Origin of the sequence: Pseudomonas sp. URMO17WK12:I9, assembly GCF_900230165.1 — a bacterium.
In the GTDB taxonomy this organism is placed as follows: domain Bacteria; phylum Pseudomonadota; class Gammaproteobacteria; order Pseudomonadales; family Pseudomonadaceae; genus Aquipseudomonas; species Aquipseudomonas fulva.
In genome coordinates, this window is sequence record NZ_OCMQ01000013.1 from 89,557 (window position 1) to 105,023 (window position 15,467).

General features: G+C 51.7%; 13 protein-coding genes and 2 pseudogenes. 10 read left to right on the forward strand and 5 right to left on the reverse strand.

What is annotated here, in order from left to right; genetic code table 11:
• Positions 1-729 precede the first annotated feature (729 nt).
• From CRP40_RS19970 to CRP40_RS19980, 3 genes and pseudogenes are all read left to right on the forward strand, one after another.
• A complete protein-coding gene (locus CRP40_RS19970; protein WP_081728212.1) occupies positions 730-2,061 on the forward strand; it encodes a DarT ssDNA thymidine ADP-ribosyltransferase family protein in 1,332 nt (443 codons plus the stop codon).
• A gap of 18 nt (positions 2,062-2,079) precedes the next feature.
• Positions 2,080-3,519: a macro domain-containing protein gene (locus CRP40_RS19975; protein WP_158545154.1), complete on the forward strand. Its 1,440-nt coding sequence runs from the start codon at positions 2,080-2,082 to the stop codon at positions 3,517-3,519.
• Between the two features lie 337 nt (positions 3,520-3,856).
• A pseudogene (locus tag CRP40_RS19980) lies at positions 3,857-4,320 on the forward strand (transposase).
• 182 nt (positions 4,321-4,502) lie between these two features.
• On the opposite strand, the gene CRP40_RS19985 reads toward CRP40_RS19980, so the two are convergent.
• Genes CRP40_RS19985 through CRP40_RS19995 form a run of 3 tightly spaced genes read right to left on the reverse strand, consistent with a single transcriptional unit; the run spans position 4,503 to position 7,124 of the window.
• Positions 4,503-5,645 carry a beta family protein gene (locus tag CRP40_RS19985; protein ID WP_081728214.1) on the reverse strand — a complete coding sequence of 381 codons (1,143 nt, stop codon included), beginning with the start codon at positions 5,643-5,645 and terminating at the stop codon, positions 4,503-4,505.
• Entirely contained in the window at positions 5,642-6,856 is a 1,215-nt protein-coding gene (locus CRP40_RS19990; RefSeq protein WP_081728215.1) for an ImmA/IrrE family metallo-endopeptidase, read from the reverse strand. Before CRP40_RS19990 ends, CRP40_RS19985 begins: the two co-directional genes overlap by 4 nt.
• Entirely contained in the window at positions 6,846-7,124 is a 279-nt protein-coding gene (locus CRP40_RS19995; RefSeq protein ID WP_027915442.1) for a type II toxin-antitoxin system HigB family toxin, read from the reverse strand. The genes CRP40_RS19990 and CRP40_RS19995 overlap by 11 nt, the downstream gene beginning before the upstream one ends.
• Positions 7,125-7,790: 666 nt before the next feature.
• On the opposite strand from CRP40_RS19995, the gene CRP40_RS20000 reads away from it, so the two are divergent.
• The 6 genes and pseudogenes from CRP40_RS20000 to CRP40_RS20025 all read left to right on the forward strand — a co-directional run bounded on the left by CRP40_RS20000 (position 7,791) and on the right by CRP40_RS20025 (position 12,660).
• Positions 7,791-8,174, forward strand: a complete 384-nt coding sequence (locus CRP40_RS20000) for a nucleotide pyrophosphohydrolase (protein ID WP_027915443.1) — start codon at positions 7,791-7,793, stop codon at positions 8,172-8,174.
• 24 nt (positions 8,175-8,198) lie between these two features.
• On the forward strand, positions 8,199-10,067 hold the full coding sequence (locus tag CRP40_RS20005) for a DUF2075 domain-containing protein (RefSeq protein ID WP_027915444.1): 1,869 nt from the start codon (positions 8,199-8,201) through the stop codon (positions 10,065-10,067).
• 656 nt (positions 10,068-10,723) lie between these two features.
• The gene (locus CRP40_RS22255) at positions 10,724-10,966 is read left to right on the forward strand and encodes a hypothetical protein (protein WP_027915445.1); all 243 of its coding nucleotides are present in this window, start codon (positions 10,724-10,726) and stop codon (positions 10,964-10,966) included.
• A 119-nt stretch (positions 10,967-11,085) separates the two neighbouring features.
• Positions 11,086-11,319: pseudogene (locus CRP40_RS20015) on the forward strand (DUF3077 domain-containing protein); the annotation flags it as partial.
• Positions 11,320-12,065: 746 nt separating this feature from the next.
• The gene (locus CRP40_RS20020; RefSeq protein ID WP_027915446.1) at positions 12,066-12,308 is read left to right on the forward strand and encodes a hypothetical protein; all 243 of its coding nucleotides are present in this window, start codon (positions 12,066-12,068) and stop codon (positions 12,306-12,308) included.
• Positions 12,309-12,396: 88 nt separating this feature from the next.
• Positions 12,397-12,660, forward strand: coding sequence for a DUF3077 domain-containing protein (locus CRP40_RS20025; RefSeq protein ID WP_027915447.1), 264 nt, complete (start codon positions 12,397-12,399; stop codon positions 12,658-12,660).
• 43 nt (positions 12,661-12,703) lie between these two features.
• Here the strand turns inward: CRP40_RS20025 and CRP40_RS20030 are convergent, their stop codons facing one another.
• Both CRP40_RS20030 and CRP40_RS20035 read right to left on the reverse strand, forming a co-directional pair.
• The gene (locus tag CRP40_RS20030; protein ID WP_033695090.1) at positions 12,704-13,540 is read right to left on the reverse strand and encodes a beta-carotene 15,15'-dioxygenase, Brp/Blh family; all 837 of its coding nucleotides are present in this window, start codon (positions 13,538-13,540) and stop codon (positions 12,704-12,706) included.
• Between the two features lie 2 nt (positions 13,541-13,542).
• Entirely contained in the window at positions 13,543-14,235 is a 693-nt protein-coding gene (locus CRP40_RS20035) for a bacteriorhodopsin (protein ID WP_023534529.1), read from the reverse strand.
• A gap of 490 nt (positions 14,236-14,725) precedes the next feature.
• Here CRP40_RS20035 and CRP40_RS20040 point away from each other — a divergent pair.
• Positions 14,726-15,467 (forward strand): IS110 family transposase (locus tag CRP40_RS20040; protein WP_027915448.1); only part of this gene is annotated, 742 nt, incomplete at its 3' end.

Genomic DNA, 15,467 nt, shown 5'->3' on the forward strand with positions numbered 1-15,467 from the left:
CTCCAACTGCTTGTACATCGACGCGTCCTATCGAGAATACTGCTTCCATACTACTATAGCCCCACGTGACTTTGGCATGCTGGTGGCGGGAGATTCTCAGTCGTTCTTGCCGGTATTTTAGCCGTACGCGAGTCGTTCAGGCGAAGTCGTGAGGATGTACAGGCCCTCAGCGAATTGTAGTGTTACTGAAATTTCGATTGACGAGATGTTAATAATATTGTGATATTACGAAATCTGGGTTATGGAGCGTAAACGCGCCAGAAAAAAATAGTCTCGAGATCTACCGCTAGCATGGTGCAAATCTCGAAAATGGTTGCGAGCATGCAGGAAGATCCGAAAGTATTGGGTTTGGATGTGACGGTTAATAAAGTTACTGGCATCGTAAGGCTCACTGCTCAGAGCGTAGACGGTCGCAATACAACTCAAACTATGATTGGAGCGGTCATTGCAAAAGATTCTAAGTTACGACCCTAGTCAGTGTAGTGCGCATGAGCGCAACTCTAATACTCGCGCATTATTAGATCGACGTTTAACTCAGGTCGAGGTATCTATGCATATGAGTGCTTCTCAATCCTTGGTTTCTCAAGCTAATAGATCTCCCAACGCTTATGTTGGCTAATAGGCTGCCAACTGGTTTTAAAAAGTTGCCATGTCGCGAAGGCGATGCAGTTTTTATAACCGTGTATATACAGTTTTGGGTGATGAACAGGCCAATTCAAAGGAAGGAAGATGATGGCGATTCCAGTTGAGCATTCGGGGCGATTTGTATACCATTTTTCACATATTGATAATTTGCCAGGGCTGATAAAAAATGGCTTTTTGGCGACTAATCATCCAGCGTTTCCACTCCGCCATCGGTCAATAGCGGCGTCGAGCATTCAAAGACGTCGTTCGCAAATGCAAGTCACATGCGGGCCTGGCGGTTGTGTACATGATTATGTACCGCTTTATTTTGGTTCATGTAGCCCGATGCTGCTAAATGTGCTGCATACAAAAAATATAGATCAGTGGGATATTTTATATTTCGAGTTCCCTATTGATCTAGTTTTGCGTGCCGACACGGTCTTTACTAGCGCTTCAGCCAATACAGCAATCCCTCCGAGATTCTATTCGAATCCTGTTGACCTTGATAAGTTAGATTGGCCCGCAATAGACAGTTTAAAGTGGGGCAACATCGATGATGACTATCGTCATCGCCGCATGGCAGAGGTACTCGTTCATCATCATCTTCCGATAACCGCAGCTAGCCGTTGCGTTGTTTGGAATGCTGATACAAAGAAGCAAGTAGAGAAAATAGTCAATGGGTCGAATTTTCCTGTAATTGACTTCGAAAGCCGTCATCGCCGGCACTATTATACTAATCTGGAATTAAAAGATAATAGTTCGCTCGTGAAAGGCCCTGATGAGATCGCTGGCATTTATGATCAGGCCTGTCAATATGTAGGTGAGCACATAGCTACCAAAGCCATTTCCAACAGTGCTAGATTCAATGATCTTGACGCGCTATTAATTGGGCTTCGCGCAAATTTTGGATGCACATCGCACACGGCTGAACTGGTTGGATTGAAGTCAGCTAACGGCATTCATAAGCACACTGTAGATATCCATACTAAAGATGTTGTGCAGCGGCTATTAACCATCCCGGAATATGCAATATTGGACATGGCGGCTAAAAATTTAACAGAGACCGCTGCTTATCTACATGACATAGGTAAGGGGCCGCGAGCTCGCTGGGTCAGTAATGGTGGGCTGCAAAAGGTAGATCCCAACCATCCCGTTGGCGCTATGCCAATGATGGCAGAATTACTTACAGAGCAAGTTAAACGTGTTGAGTTCTCCATGGCGAAAACGCTACTTAAATTGGTCTGCTACCATGACCTTGTGGGTGATGTGTTGGGCAGGGAACGTGACGAGCAGCAAATAATTGATATTGTAGACGATGAGAATGAACTTAAAATGCTTTTTGCAATTGGAAAAGCTGATGCGACATCGCTGGTGGAGCAATGGTGGGATCAAAATAAGGCCGACCAGTTATACTCCCGCTGTTTAGCGGCTATATAGATTGGGTGGATGATAAAAATGATTGAATTTGTTAGTGGTGATATTTTTGATGCGACTGTAGATATTCGTGTCAATACGGTAAACTGTGTCGGAGTAATGGGAGCGGGCGTCGCACTGGCTTTTAAAAAGCGCTACCCACAAATGTTCAAAGACTACCAAGCCGCCTGCAAAGCAGGGCAAGTAAAACCCGGCAAGCTGCATATATGGAAGTCATTGGAGGGGATTTGGATAATAAACTTCCCTACTAAGCGAGATTGGCGAGAGCCGTCACGTTATGAGGACATCGACGCAGGTTTAGACGACCTACGCTTGTATTTAGATAGTGTTGGACCAGTTACAGTAGCCTTGCCCGCTTTAGGTTGTGGAAATGGGGGGCTGGATTGGGGAAGAGTCTCCAAGATGATTCAACGAAAGCTTGAAGGTGTGAATTCTCATGTACTTGTACTAGAGCCATCAGCATCTTCTCGAGCGGGAAAAAATGCGGTCAAGACGACAGATGAAGAGCGTAAAGATGCAGAGAATTTGGGCTACAAAATAGTTTCAAGTGGGCTGTTTTTGACTTTAAAAAGCTCTACGCCTTTTTACATTACGGGGGGGACAGAGACGCTTTGCCATAATTGGATTACAGTTCTCCCTTCACGTAGCCCTAGCGAGCGCGAGTTTAACGCGCTGCGGGCCATTTCTAGAGAGCTAGCTAGCTTGAGTATTGATGTGAGCGTGGCTTTAGTTCATACAACAAAAGCTAGCGAGGAAATTGCAGATATTTTTGCGCAGCAGGGTATAAAAACTATCCTACTTCTACCGTTTGGCGTCTTGACACGTAAAGCATTAGCAAAAAAAGTTACGTTATATAAAGCTGGCAATCTTAGCTTGATGTCTATTGCAGATGCGAATGAAAAGTGGAGTCATCAGCTTTACAGTAAAAGTTTAGATCTTATTCGGCGAAATGCAAGTGCGGTACTACTTTCAGACCCTAATCCGGATTGGCTGGTCAGCAAGGAATTGAGTCGTTGGGGGCACGCTGCTATTTCATTTGTTAGATATGAGGCAACCTCTCTATTAGTACGTGAAACGCTGGAGACTTTTGGCGCAAAATCAATTGGTCGTCGCGGAGATACTGGGGCGCCAAACATAGATCATCTATCGTCTGCTTTCGTTGGCTTGCAAAAGAGTGAGGTTTCCGACACAGCTTTAGTTAAACTCAGAGATAGTGATTATGATTTAGAGGCGGCGGCGGCGGCGGCGGCGGCGGAGAAAGACTATCTTACGCGTTCTACTGGCAACGTTTTTAGTATAAGTGTGCGTCAAGAGTCTCAAGAGAATTTGCGGCTTTTATTTGAGCTAATCCTTAGCATTGGCCCTGATGAACTCATATTAAGGCTCCCTGCTGGTGCAAGCGAAGATGATCGGAGGCGGCTAATGAATATTGGATTCGCTCAGAGTAAATGTATCGATTGAAGTTGTTTTGCGTATGCTGCATTGCTATCTATAAATTCGCCGCCTCGCGGCGTTGCATGTATGCGCCCCATACATCTTTATAGACTCGAACCTTGTAAAGATTAAGTCCAAGAGATAAATAACCATTATATTTATTTAACTTATGCAGAATGTACAAGTTGCGCCTCGCCAATGACTCGCTCGAGCGCAGCTAGTAGATCATCGTTAAGCTCTGTACGAGATTGGATGAAACCATTCAGACAAGCGCAAGCCGCTGAATTTAGTAGAGTATTCACCCCTCGAAGGTGGACATTTCCTGTTGGCCAAGCGCTATGAAATTGCAGACGAGTCATGAGTCGTGATCGCAGATCTGTTTTCCGAGCAACGGTATAGCCGACGGCCCCTCGCCGAGACCCGGCTCATGCTTAACGGCTCACTCTAGGTGCTCTGCTCCGGCGCGCCCTGACACGAAATGCCTAAGCGTTTTGGCCCATTGGTCAATGGTCTATTAACGCTTTCTTGACTGGCGTAATTACGACGAGAGGCCCTGCGCCAACGCTGCAACCGATACCGCATGCAGCATGTGATCCCGCTCAGAAAATTGAAGCGAAGCCTCGGCCTGGGCTGCCTCGTCTGTTCGACAAGACCAAATATGAGCAGCACAACATCATCGAGAGGATGTTCGACTGGCTCAAGAAAAATCGACGGATCGTAGCCCGCTACGAAAAGCTGGCCAGAAACTTCCCACGATATTTACTTATAAGTAATTCCATTGTTCATAGCTCAGCTCAGAAAATTACAATCACTCTAATTTCTTACTAGTTTTAAATTAATTGAAATCACTACATATCGAACGCATACCTACCCAGCACAAACCATCTCCGCGATTGGCTAAAATACGAAACTCAATTCACTGAAGATATTTCATGCACGAAAAGCTTTAACATGCCATTTCAGCTGATCGCCTGCGCGGCGCAAATTAAAAGCGAATTAAAATAAAAGACTCATATAAACTGCCTTGCACGCTTTGCAGAAACAAGTTCTTTATACTCTATCACCTCATGCACAACCGAGTGTATATGGTGATTGGTGTCAATAGAGATCCAATCCGAAGAAGTTCCCGAAAATTCACCCTGACTACAACGATAAATCTCGTTATCCCCCCAACTAAACTTTTCTGTAGCCCAGTGACCTGATGCAATAACCAACCTTGCAAGCTCCTGATGCTGAGCACCTTTGAGCCCCTCTGTCAAAGGATAACCTCTAGCGATGAACATCTGTTCCTGAATTGTATAACGGATTTTTCCGTTCGCATTCGACGCCCCACCTGTCTCTTTAGAATTGGGACCGCGGATGCCATAATCGCTAAAACCTAGCGACTCGAATCCCGGCTGTACAACCAAAGTTCTCCATGCAGACATCTCTTTGCGACGAACCAAGCCAGCGCTATTTTGATCCTTAATCGCCGAAGATATAAAAGCAGGAAGCGAACAGCCCGCAACTCTAAAATTATTAAATCCAGCTCTTTTCAACAAAGCTATCGCCTTTTCCGACTTAGACACAATATCAGGAACAGTATGCTTTTGGGAGGATACGTCTCCAAAGTCGATCATAACCATGACAAGGACTGGATCAAGGTCCAAAGTATCAGTCATCTCATTCAGACGTTCTAATACAAAATCCTCTTCAGAGAGTTCCTCCACGGTATCTGAATCCATAACAAGACGCAGAACAAAACCACACGCTGATGATACGCGAGCTCCACGAAGCGCATTAACGTATACAGGATCATCCCATCGAACATAATCGACAACTAGATTTGTTTTAACGCGAAACGATTCCAGCTGGTTTCGTAGAAATGGAATAACATGCTCCCCACCCTCTGTTTGAGCATTAGTAGACCACTTTGGCATATCTAAGAAAATTTGACGACCTTTCCAAACAGTGGAGATCTCTGCAGCAATACCGCTCAAATAGGATTCGATCGGAGGAAACAGCTGACCGCTAAGCTTTTCTAACTTATCATCGTTAATTGGTGAAATATCGAACCAAGGTACAATTTTTTCTGCCGCAAACTTTTTTAGCTCGGCAAGAGCAGTGAGCTCACCAGATTTAGCTTTCAAAATTGGGACGTAAATAAGTTTCATAACCCACCATTAATATTATTAGAAAGCATTTTTCTAACTTCGCCACGCCCCAACAAATCAGAAAACAACTGGTAGTTTTCTCTCTCTCGCTGGATTCTGCCTGCAATAATAGCAGGATGTATCTTTAGCTCTCTGGATAACTTATCTATATTTTCCCTGCTGGGATCTAAGTAGGCGCCAGAGCGCTTCCAAGTAACCCTAGGTATACAAGCTTCTCTCGCTATTCGATTCGCTTCCGACTCTCTTCTATCCTCTGAAGAAGCATCTAAGTCATCTAGGAAAGCCTCTTCATTACCAATATGCTTCCATATATGAGCAACTTCGTGAAGCAACGTGAACCAGAAGTTATCTAACCGATCGTGCCTAAGCGTCAAGCCTATAACAGGAGTTCCATCTACATCTTTCAACGCAGCACCATCTAACATGGTACCCTTCAGATGAGGTTCAATTATCACTGCTATTCCATGCTTCTTAAGAAACTCGATAGCTAGGAGAGGTCCATTCTCAAACCAACTCAACTGGGCCAAATCCTTCAAAAATGAATTCGACAGCTTACTCTGGTCAAATGTACCCAAAAGATGACTACTCTCTCTAGCACGTTGAATAACCCTAAGAAGCCATACATACAGAGAATATTTCGTAGTCGGTGAGTATGCATCACCCAATGGTGTACGCCTGAATGCAGCCTCACCGAACTGCCACCCTATAAGAGACACGAACTCCCGAAGCGTTTCCTCAGTAGTTTTGGAGGCCTTCCCTATAGCTTTATCAATCCACCCCCTAGCAACCATCTCTTTCACTGGGAATCTAGACCAGTCAACTTCGTCGGTCGATTTCTTTTCTTCTGTATGGGATAACCCAAGTAAGGTCTCTGCCGAAATTCCCAATCCGACCGAGAGAGCCTTTATCATAGGAACAGTCAGGGGACGTTTGCGACCCAGAACTTCCGACACCCTACTTCTAGTGCCAAAGTAAGGAATCAGATCTGCTTGCTTTAAATTTCTCTCGTGCATCCTAAACAGAATTGCATCGATTGGGTCAGGAGCGTCTATCGGATGTTTTTTACTCTCATAATCTTCAATAAGAAGAATCAGAACCTCAAGGCGATTACTTTCTGAAGAACCAGGCTTAGGCATCATTGACATCAACCTATCCACTTCACTCAGATAAGCTCGATGCTGTTCTTCTGTTTTTATGACCTTAGTGTCCATCAATTTCTTCTGCACCTAATAGCGCGGTTATGAGGGCTATTTTTTGAGGAAACACAATTTTCACCTCTAACCAGCACTTTGCTAAATTTACTTCAAAAATAAAAACACCGGACTTCCGCTCTTTTGCCGAGGGAAACTGGTCAAATAGATCAGATTCCTGCGTCCACACCGCATGGATAATTTCAGCAACCCACGCGCTGACCCACGTGTCAATTTCTGGTCCACGCCCTCTCAGCCTATCGAGTATGTCCTTGCCAACCAGATGCATAGTAATGTTCCCAATTTGGGATCAATATAAATCCCTTTCGAAGGCGCGTCAATCGCATAAATTCCCAAAACGGGAACACCGCATAAATCCAAATGATAGCGTTTTACCATCGCCCGCAACAAGCAGCTGAATCTGTGGGGGATTGGCGGTGGATAGCCAGGGAAGCCCGCAAGAAATCTAGCTCGGCCACAATGCGCCGCATCGTTACTCTGGGTAGCAACGACACTGCTGCTGTGTCCCCACGTGTAAGGCCAGAAACTGCGCAGATTGTCACCTGCCGCCTCACTATTGGAGTCTGCCGACCTCGCAAAGCTAGGTGAGCGACTGCTTAGCAAACAGGCGGCAATTGGAAAGTGCCAACCACAGGAACGCACTGCCGCTCTATCTGCACACGCTATGAGGGCGAAGAAAAGGCCGCTGTTCGCTGGGCATAATCGTTATTGCGGTTAACCGAGCTACGCCCACCGACAAGCAGTGGAAGACTTGTTTTTTGACGGAACAATTTCCCACGCCCAAAGCAAGAACGCCGACATGGAATTCCGCCGGCAGATCGCACGTGAGAGAGAAAACACAAAAAATCTGCTCATACAGCGAAAACCCTTACAATCCAAGACCGGATTTCCTAAACCTGATTCAGCCCCTCACCGATACCCAAGAGATAAGCCCGTGAGTCACTCAGACATTTCATCAGCGCCACTGGTTGACGTAGTGAAGCTTGCCGCATCGCTCCAGCGGTTCGCAGATGATCGCGACTGGCAGCAGTTCCACTCCCCCAAAAATCTCATCCTGGCTCTCACTGGCGAGGTAGGTGAGCTCTGCGAGATTTTCCAATGGATGAGCGATGCGGATTCGCTCTCCTCCGCAACAGATCCCGAAATCGGCCAAGCCATCAAGGATGAGCTGGCGGATGTTCTGATGTACCTGGTTCGCCTGAGCAGCGTACTTGGCATTGACCTCAACGAGGCGGTGACACAAAAACTCGCCTCGAATGACCACAAGTACCCGGTAGATAAAGCCAGAAGCACCAGCAAAAAGTACGACCGACTCTGACCAACACGCACCTAAGGACAAACCGTGATCGTTTACGCTGCGACCAAACAGCAATTTCTAAAAGACAACGATAACGATGACATTGAGGAGGTGATCCTCAGGCACTACAAGGAAGCTACCGGCAAGAACGTCGGCTCCTCGGAAATCAGGTCGTGGCAAGGGTCCCTGACGTACATGGCCAAGGTCCTTAGAGATGAAGGCCTGCCGAGCGATGCAGGCCTGGCCATCGAATTGCACATCCCGCAGTCGTCGAAGCGAATCGACTTTCTACTCACCGGTCGCGACGAAAACCAGGCAAAAAAGGCCGTACTGATCGAGCTGAAGCAATGGAGTAAGGCCAACGCCACAACCAAGGATGCCATCGTCAAAACGGCATTGGGTGGCGGCCTCATTGAGACCATTCACCCGTCCTATCAGGTGTGGTCATATGCAGCACTGTTGGAAGGCTTCAACGAGGCGGTGTATGACAAAAGCATCGAAATCCGCCCGTGTGCCTACCTCCATAACTACGTAAGCGACGGCATCATAGATTCAGCTCACTACGAGCCCCACATCAGCAAGGCTCCCCTGTTTCTGAAAGGCCCGGAAGAGCTCAGTAAACTCAGAAGCTTTCTGAAAAAGCATATAAGTCATGGCGACAACAAAGAGGTTCTTTACGAGCTGTCCGAAGGAAAAATTCGCCCGTCCAAGGCGCTAGCCGAAGCGCTCGGGGGGTTGATGAAAGGCAAACCCGAGTTCGTATTGATTGACGATCAGAAAGCAATTTTTGAGTCGGCGCTGGCGGCGGCAAGCGAGGCCTCGGACCAATCACCAAAGGTGATGATCATCGAAGGTGGGCCGGGCACCGGAAAGACTGTCCTGGCTATCAATCTGCTGGTGAAGCTCACCGAATTGAAGCTGATGAGCAAATACGTCTCCAAAAATGCTGCCCCTCGCAAGGTCTACGAAAGCAAACTGGTTGGCACCATCAAGCGCAGCCATTTCTCGAATTTCTTCTCAGGCTCTGGGGCATTCATCGACACTGAGCCCAATACATTCGATGCGCTTATCGTGGACGAAGCTCACCGGCTGAATGAGAAAAGCGGGCTTTATGGAAACCTTGGGGAAAACCAGATCAAGGAGCTGATTGACTCAGCGAAATGCTCCATTTTCTTTATTGATGAGGACCAGCGTGTAACCTTGAGCGATATCGGCAGCAAGCAGGCGATACGCGCCTTTGCAAAAGCCAAGGGTGCTGTGGTTGAAGAACACGTGCTGTCTTCGCAGTTTCGCTGCAGTGGTTCTGACGGTTACCTGGCATGGCTGGATGACACGCTAGGCATTCGCTCGACGGCAAATCCGACGCTTGAGACCCAAGAGTACGAGTTTAAGGTGTTCGACTCACCTCAGGCGATGCATGACGCAATCAACGAGAAAAACCACGGAAACAAAGCTCGTGTGGTCGCGGGCTATTGCTGGCCTTGGTTGAGCAAAAAAGCCCCCACCGCTGCTGATATCGTGATTGGTGACTACAAACGCCAATGGAACCTGGATCAGGATGGCAGCCTATGGATCATCGCTGAAAACTCCATCGAGCAGGTTGGCTGCATTCATACCTGCCAAGGTTTGGAAGTCGACTACATCGGGGTGATTATCGGACCAGATCTGGTTGTACGTGACGGTCAGGTAGTGACATCCCCGGATGAGCGAGACAAGCACGATAAATCGATTCGCGGCTGGAAAAAAATGATGAAAGAGCAACCTGCCCTTGCGAAAAGTGAAACAGACCTGATCATCAAAAATACGTACCGAACCCTGATGACAAGGGGAATGAAGGGTTGCTACCTGTACTGCACTGACAAAGAGACGGCGCAATACTTCGAGAGTCGGCTTAGCCAACACAGCAATCATTGACGGTATCGTTTGCTAGGAGCCCCTGTACCGGCGAGCGCAGGGGCAACGATCAACAGTACGACCATCTGCTTTATAGATCGGCCACGATTCGTTTGTGGGCGCGGTTCTCAAAAAAGCACCGTCCATCGGAATCCAGGCCACGCAGCGTTCCAACTGGTATTCCAAGCAAGTTGACTAACAAATTATTTTCTAGCAAAAACAGGTAGATACCGACTGGCTTCAGCTCACCCCGGCTCAGCGGATTACCACTTCAACGCATCTACGAGCGCCAGTCGATACTCGGGATTTGGGGTACACATCGTCAATTCGACAGGTCGGACCTCCCTGCAACCGCGCTCAGGTATAGCCCATCCCACCCAAAACCTCAGACTTCCCCCCTTCCCTGTAGTCCATTTCCCAAAGATACTCCCCTCCCCTGTTTCCCGTTGCGTCAGCCTTCCCAGCGTCCTAGTCTCACCCCGTCGTTGCCAACCCAACGACACGACTTTGACAGGTCGCAGCGGTAAACAACTAAGCGGTCGCCCTTATGGCGGCTGTACGTGCGGGCACGCTTGCGTGCGCCGGATCTTGTTGTTTCCGCCGGTCTGTCAACCCACGTACAGCTGCCACCCACCGTTTGACAGCGGCGGATGTCGGCCCAGCAACGGAAGCAACTCATGTTAAAAATCGTCCCCGACCCACCACCCACACCCGCCACTCTGGAAGACACCCTAACCCTAGCCGCCGACTACGCCCTCTGCGCCGAAGCCGTGGCCCAACAAGCCCTCCTCACGCAGCCCCGCTCCCCGGCAGCCCCCCTGATCATGGCCTCCATGCACGAGCTGGAATCCCTGCGCCGCCTGCTGGAATCCGCCCTCCTGCAAATCCACCACCCTCCCTCGCGACACCCCACGCACTAACCCTCAAGCCCCTGGCTCAAGCAACTCGGCAGCAACCCAGCCGCAGTTCAAAAACAGTCAGCCAAAAAAACTTCAGGGAGCCACACCCATGTCCATCCCAGACACCCCCCTGTACCCCAGGCCAAACCGTCTTCTACCAAGGCGAAAACCACACCCACGCCCTGTTCCGCATCGAGCCAGGCATCCCCTGCGAACACGCCCGCGAACAGGCTTCGGAGCTGATGGGTTACGCCCGCGACCTCACCCTCGAAGGCTTGATGGAAGACAAACCCAAACTGATCTGGGCCGCCCATTACCTCTGCGCACTCGGCAAAGCCCTGCTGGACGATGCTGAACTGGGCATGATGCGCTGAGCCTGCAGATCCCGGCGAAATGAAGCTGCTCATTACGCCGGGACTCGCACGAGATCAGGAGGCACGGGAGTTCTTTAGGGGATTGGCTAATGAAATACCTGCGAGGCTCTATTGTCTTACCCCAAGCAAATACCGGCAAGCGAGATTCGGCTGACTTACACTGCATTTCCACCCACAGAAAAGAATCAGACTCTCTTCCCTGTAGGTGACTTCCCAAAGACATACGCCGAGCCTATTCCCCATTGCACACCCTAGGAACACACGGCAGTCTCACCGTGCCGCTTTATGGCTGCTCTGCATGAGGCACCTTGGGTGCGCCGGGTGTCTGACGTCCCGGTCGGCTAACTCACGCAGAGCTGCCACCTTCTTGGCTAGCCGCAGTTTGCCGCTGCTGCGCCCTGCATTAAACGCAGCGCTAAAGCCCTGGCATATCCATAACCAGTACGTCTAAAACAACCCCAAACTTTCAGATTTTTTTCCTTCCCTGTAGTCCATTTCCCAAAGATACTCCCAACCCACCTTTCCCATTGCGGTCGTTTTTCCGCCCCCTTAGTCTCAGCACGTCGTTGCACATCAACGACTAGCTTTGACAGGCTGATGACGACCAAACACGCGGATTGCCTATGGCGGCTGTGTGTGGGGCACCTCGTGTGCGCCGGTTTGGTCTTCACCGGTCTGTCAACCCATGCACAGCTGCCACCACTTGTTTGACAGCAAGCGTTGGTCGCTCCACTGAGGACCAGAACATGCTGAAGATCGTCCCGGATCCACCACCTCCACCCGCCACCCTGGAAGACACCCTAACCCTAGCCGCCGACTACGCCCTCTGCGCCGAAGCCGTGGCCCAACAAGCCATCCTCATGCAGCCCCGCTCCCCGGCAGCCCCACTGATCATGGCCTCCATGCACGAGCTCGAATCCCTGCGCCGCCTGCTGGAATCTGCCCTCCTGCAAATCCACCACCCTCCCTCGCGACACCCCACGCACTAACCCTCAAGCCCCTGGCTCAATCAAAACGGCAGTAACCCAGCCGCAGCACAAAAACAGCCAGCCCGAAAAACTTCAGGGAGCCACACCCATGTCCACCGCACACACCCCCTGCACCCCAGGCCAAACCGTCTTCTACCAAGGCGAAAACCACACCCACGCCCTGTTCCGCATCGAACCCGGCATCCCCTGCCAACACGCCCGCGAACAAGCTTCGGAATTGATGGGTTACGCCCGCGACCTCACCCTGGAAGGCTTGATGGAAGACAAACCCAAACTGATCTGGGCCGCCCACTACCTCTGCGCACTCGGCAAAGCCCTGCTGGACGACGCTGAACTGGGCATGATGCGCTGACCCCGCGCCCCGGCGCACCTGCGCGCCGGGGCTGTCGATCAGGTCAAACCGGGCCCGGCACCTGGGGCACTGCGCGCCCCGAAAGAAAACGCGGCAACACCACCATATGCGGCAGTGCAAACGCCGCCAGCACCACGAACAGCGCCCGAATGCCGGTCTGCTCCTGCTGCCAGAACACAGCCCCACCCACCAGGGCAAACACCCCTGCCCCGACGAGCACTGGCCAGGTGCGATGCAGGTAGTCGCCCATCGACAAGGCACCTACCATGCGCTCACGCACACGGGTTTGGGGTTCGGCATGCAGCAGGTAGAACCCGAGCGCAAACCCGATCAGCGGCGGGGTTACCACCACCAGCAGCAAGGTCAGCGCCAGCCGTAGGTCACGCTGTTGCCAGGCACTCATCAGCAATACACCGAACGCAATCAGCCCGGCACACGCCAGCGTCACCGCCAGCCATCCACCCAAGGCAGAGGATGCACCGGCCGCCATCGCCAGGTTGAGCAACTGGGCTACTGCGTCACTGTGCAGCACCGCAGGCCCGCCCAGGATGAACAGCCCCAGCGCAATCTGCTCATGCCGCCGCTGGAACACGTCGTCCTCATGGGCGAAGTGCCAAACCGACAGCAATAAAAAGGCGGTAAGCGCCAGCGCTCCCGCCACTTGCCAGACCAGGGCGCACACGATGGCCACGCCCAGGTAACTGAGCACAAAGCGCCTGCGCTGCCCGTGCTCGATCAGGTACAGGTCGCTTGCCCCATGCAGCAGGCCAAGCCCGAGCCCGACCAGCAGCACGTAAGCCAGCGGTGCCAGCCCGCCTGCAAGGCTGGCCGCTATCGCCAGCCCCACAAGGGCGCGCCAGCTGCGCCCTGTGCAGGTCATGCTCAGTAGCCTCGGCCTACCGGCACGGCGCGCAGGTTACGCTCCGAGGTGAAGGCGTAGACGACCTTGGCCAGCACGTCGAGCACCAGGAATACCCACACGGTGGTGGCGTCGCTCACGGCCCAGAAGCCTTCTGGGCCGACGGCGAAGACCACGGGGTAGATCAGCCACAGCACGGTGAGAAAGCCTACGTTGCGGCGGTAGGCGGGGCTGACGCCGGGTTGTTGGCTGGCGATGCTGGCGACGGGTTTCCACAGCAGGTACAGCACGCCGGCAAAGGCGGCGCAGGACCAGGCGAAGAACACCCACTTGATCACGCCGTAGGGGGCCAGGGAGGCGATCAGGCCGGTGACGATCATGATGACGTCGAGGGTGACGATGGCGGTGATGTAGCCGCTTTTGCCGTACAAGTCGCGGGTGCCGTAGTAGGCGGAGCTGACGACGCCGGCCAACAGCAGTGGGGTGGTGAAGGCCCAGTCCACGTAGCGGGCCAGGTAGGTGACGCTGCCGTCGACTTTGATCAGGTTGCCGACGCCCAGGTACATGCACAGGTAGGCGGTGGCGGCGATGAAGGGGACGGCGGCGTGGATGAGGGTGTGGCCCAGAAGCGGGCCGTAATGTGCGCCTTTGATGTAGATGGCCAGTGATGCCAGGGCCATGACGATGAAACCGATTAGCAAGGGGGTTTGGATCATTTGAGGCTCCGCTACCAGCAGTAAAAGGCCCGGGTGCATGCAAGGGGATGCCGGGGTTCGCCGCGGTTTATTTAGCCGCTTCGTTTACGGATGGAGAGGGGGGTGAGATTTTTGGTTCAAAATGTTTCGGGGGTCGGTTGAGATCTTTTCCAGGTCACGCGATCTACTACTGTGGGAGCGGCCTCGCGCCGCGATGGGCTGCGAAGCGGCCCCAGGATTTCAGCCCGCAGCTCAAATCGCCGGGGCCGCTATGCGGCCCATCGCGGCGCAAGGCCGCTTGTGTCTTGATTAGAAATTAGAATCTGGAGTGAGAGCGGTGAATGGCAAGCTGAAGGCCGCAGGTGCCTTGAGCACGAGTGGGAGCACAAGCTGCCATTCACCGTTCCACTTTGGCGAGAGCCCGAACAGTTGGACGCGGCTCTGATCTCGAATCACAAGCGTGGGCCAAGCCAAAGTCCTCTCACAGTGTTGAGTTTAGGAGATTTAGGCGATGGTTTCCTACCTGGGTATCGATGTTTCTAGTCTTTCGCTTGATGCTGCGGTACGGCCTCAGGGCACCAGACTTCATGTAAGCAATGATCCGGCGGGATTCGAAGCGTTGCTCGATGGCCTTTGCGGTCTCAGCATAAAGCGTGTTCTGCTGGAGGCCACAGGTGGCTATGAGCGTAATATCCTGAGGTTCTTGCAGGACGCGGGCTACAAGGTCATACGCGTCAATCCCAGGCGAGCCCGAGCGTTCGCAGAATCCATCGGAGTCAAAGCCAAGACCGACGCCATCGATGCCGAAGTACTGGCCCACTACGCTGAGGTCATTCCAGACCAGCCCACCCTGCGGATCAGCCCGGAGCGTGCGCTGTTGCGAGAATTGCTGCAGCAACGTGATCGGCTGGTTCAGCAGCGTGATGACGACCGCAGGCGCCTGAAACAGGCGCAGTTCAGCGCGGTGTCCGACTTTCTGAAAGCCAACCTTCAGCACTTCAAGTCGCAGATCAAGCTGATTGAGCAAGCGATCAGCCAGCAAACGGAAGCCCTGAAAGATGAACGGGTTACTCAGCTGGTCCAGGTCAAAGGCATTGGGCTGGTAACGGCGGGCAAGCTGATAACACTTCTGCCAGAACTGGGGCGTGTAGAGTCCAAAGAAATAGCCTCGTTGGTCGGGGTGGCGCCTTTTAACCACGACAGCGGAAAATCCGTGGGCAAACGCTCTATCTCGGGCGGGCGGTTTGAGGCCA

Excerpts from the sequence above, each read along its gene's own strand:
- CRP40_RS19970 (WP_081728212.1), top strand. The coding sequence starts at position 730 with ATGATGGCGATTCCAGTTGAGCATTCGGGGCGATTTGTATACCATTTT.
- CRP40_RS19975 (WP_158545154.1), top strand. The coding sequence starts at position 2,080 with ATGATTGAATTTGTTAGTGGTGATATTTTTGATGCGACTGTAGATATT.
- CRP40_RS19985 (WP_081728214.1), bottom strand. The coding sequence starts at position 5,645 with ATGAAACTTATTTACGTCCCAATTTTGAAAGCTAAATCTGGTGAGCTC.
- CRP40_RS19990 (WP_081728215.1), bottom strand. The coding sequence starts at position 6,856 with ATGGACACTAAGGTCATAAAAACAGAAGAACAGCATCGAGCTTATCTG.
- CRP40_RS19995 (WP_027915442.1), bottom strand. The coding sequence starts at position 7,124 with ATGCATCTGGTTGGCAAGGACATACTCGATAGGCTGAGAGGGCGTGGA.
- CRP40_RS22255 (WP_027915445.1), top strand. The coding sequence starts at position 10,724 with ATGTTAAAAATCGTCCCCGACCCACCACCCACACCCGCCACTCTGGAA.
- CRP40_RS20020 (WP_027915446.1), top strand. The coding sequence starts at position 12,066 with ATGCTGAAGATCGTCCCGGATCCACCACCTCCACCCGCCACCCTGGAA.
- CRP40_RS20025 (WP_027915447.1), top strand. The coding sequence starts at position 12,397 with ATGTCCACCGCACACACCCCCTGCACCCCAGGCCAAACCGTCTTCTAC.
- CRP40_RS20030 (WP_033695090.1), bottom strand. The coding sequence starts at position 13,540 with ATGACCTGCACAGGGCGCAGCTGGCGCGCCCTTGTGGGGCTGGCGATA.
- CRP40_RS20035 (WP_023534529.1), bottom strand. The coding sequence starts at position 14,235 with ATGATCCAAACCCCCTTGCTAATCGGTTTCATCGTCATGGCCCTGGCA.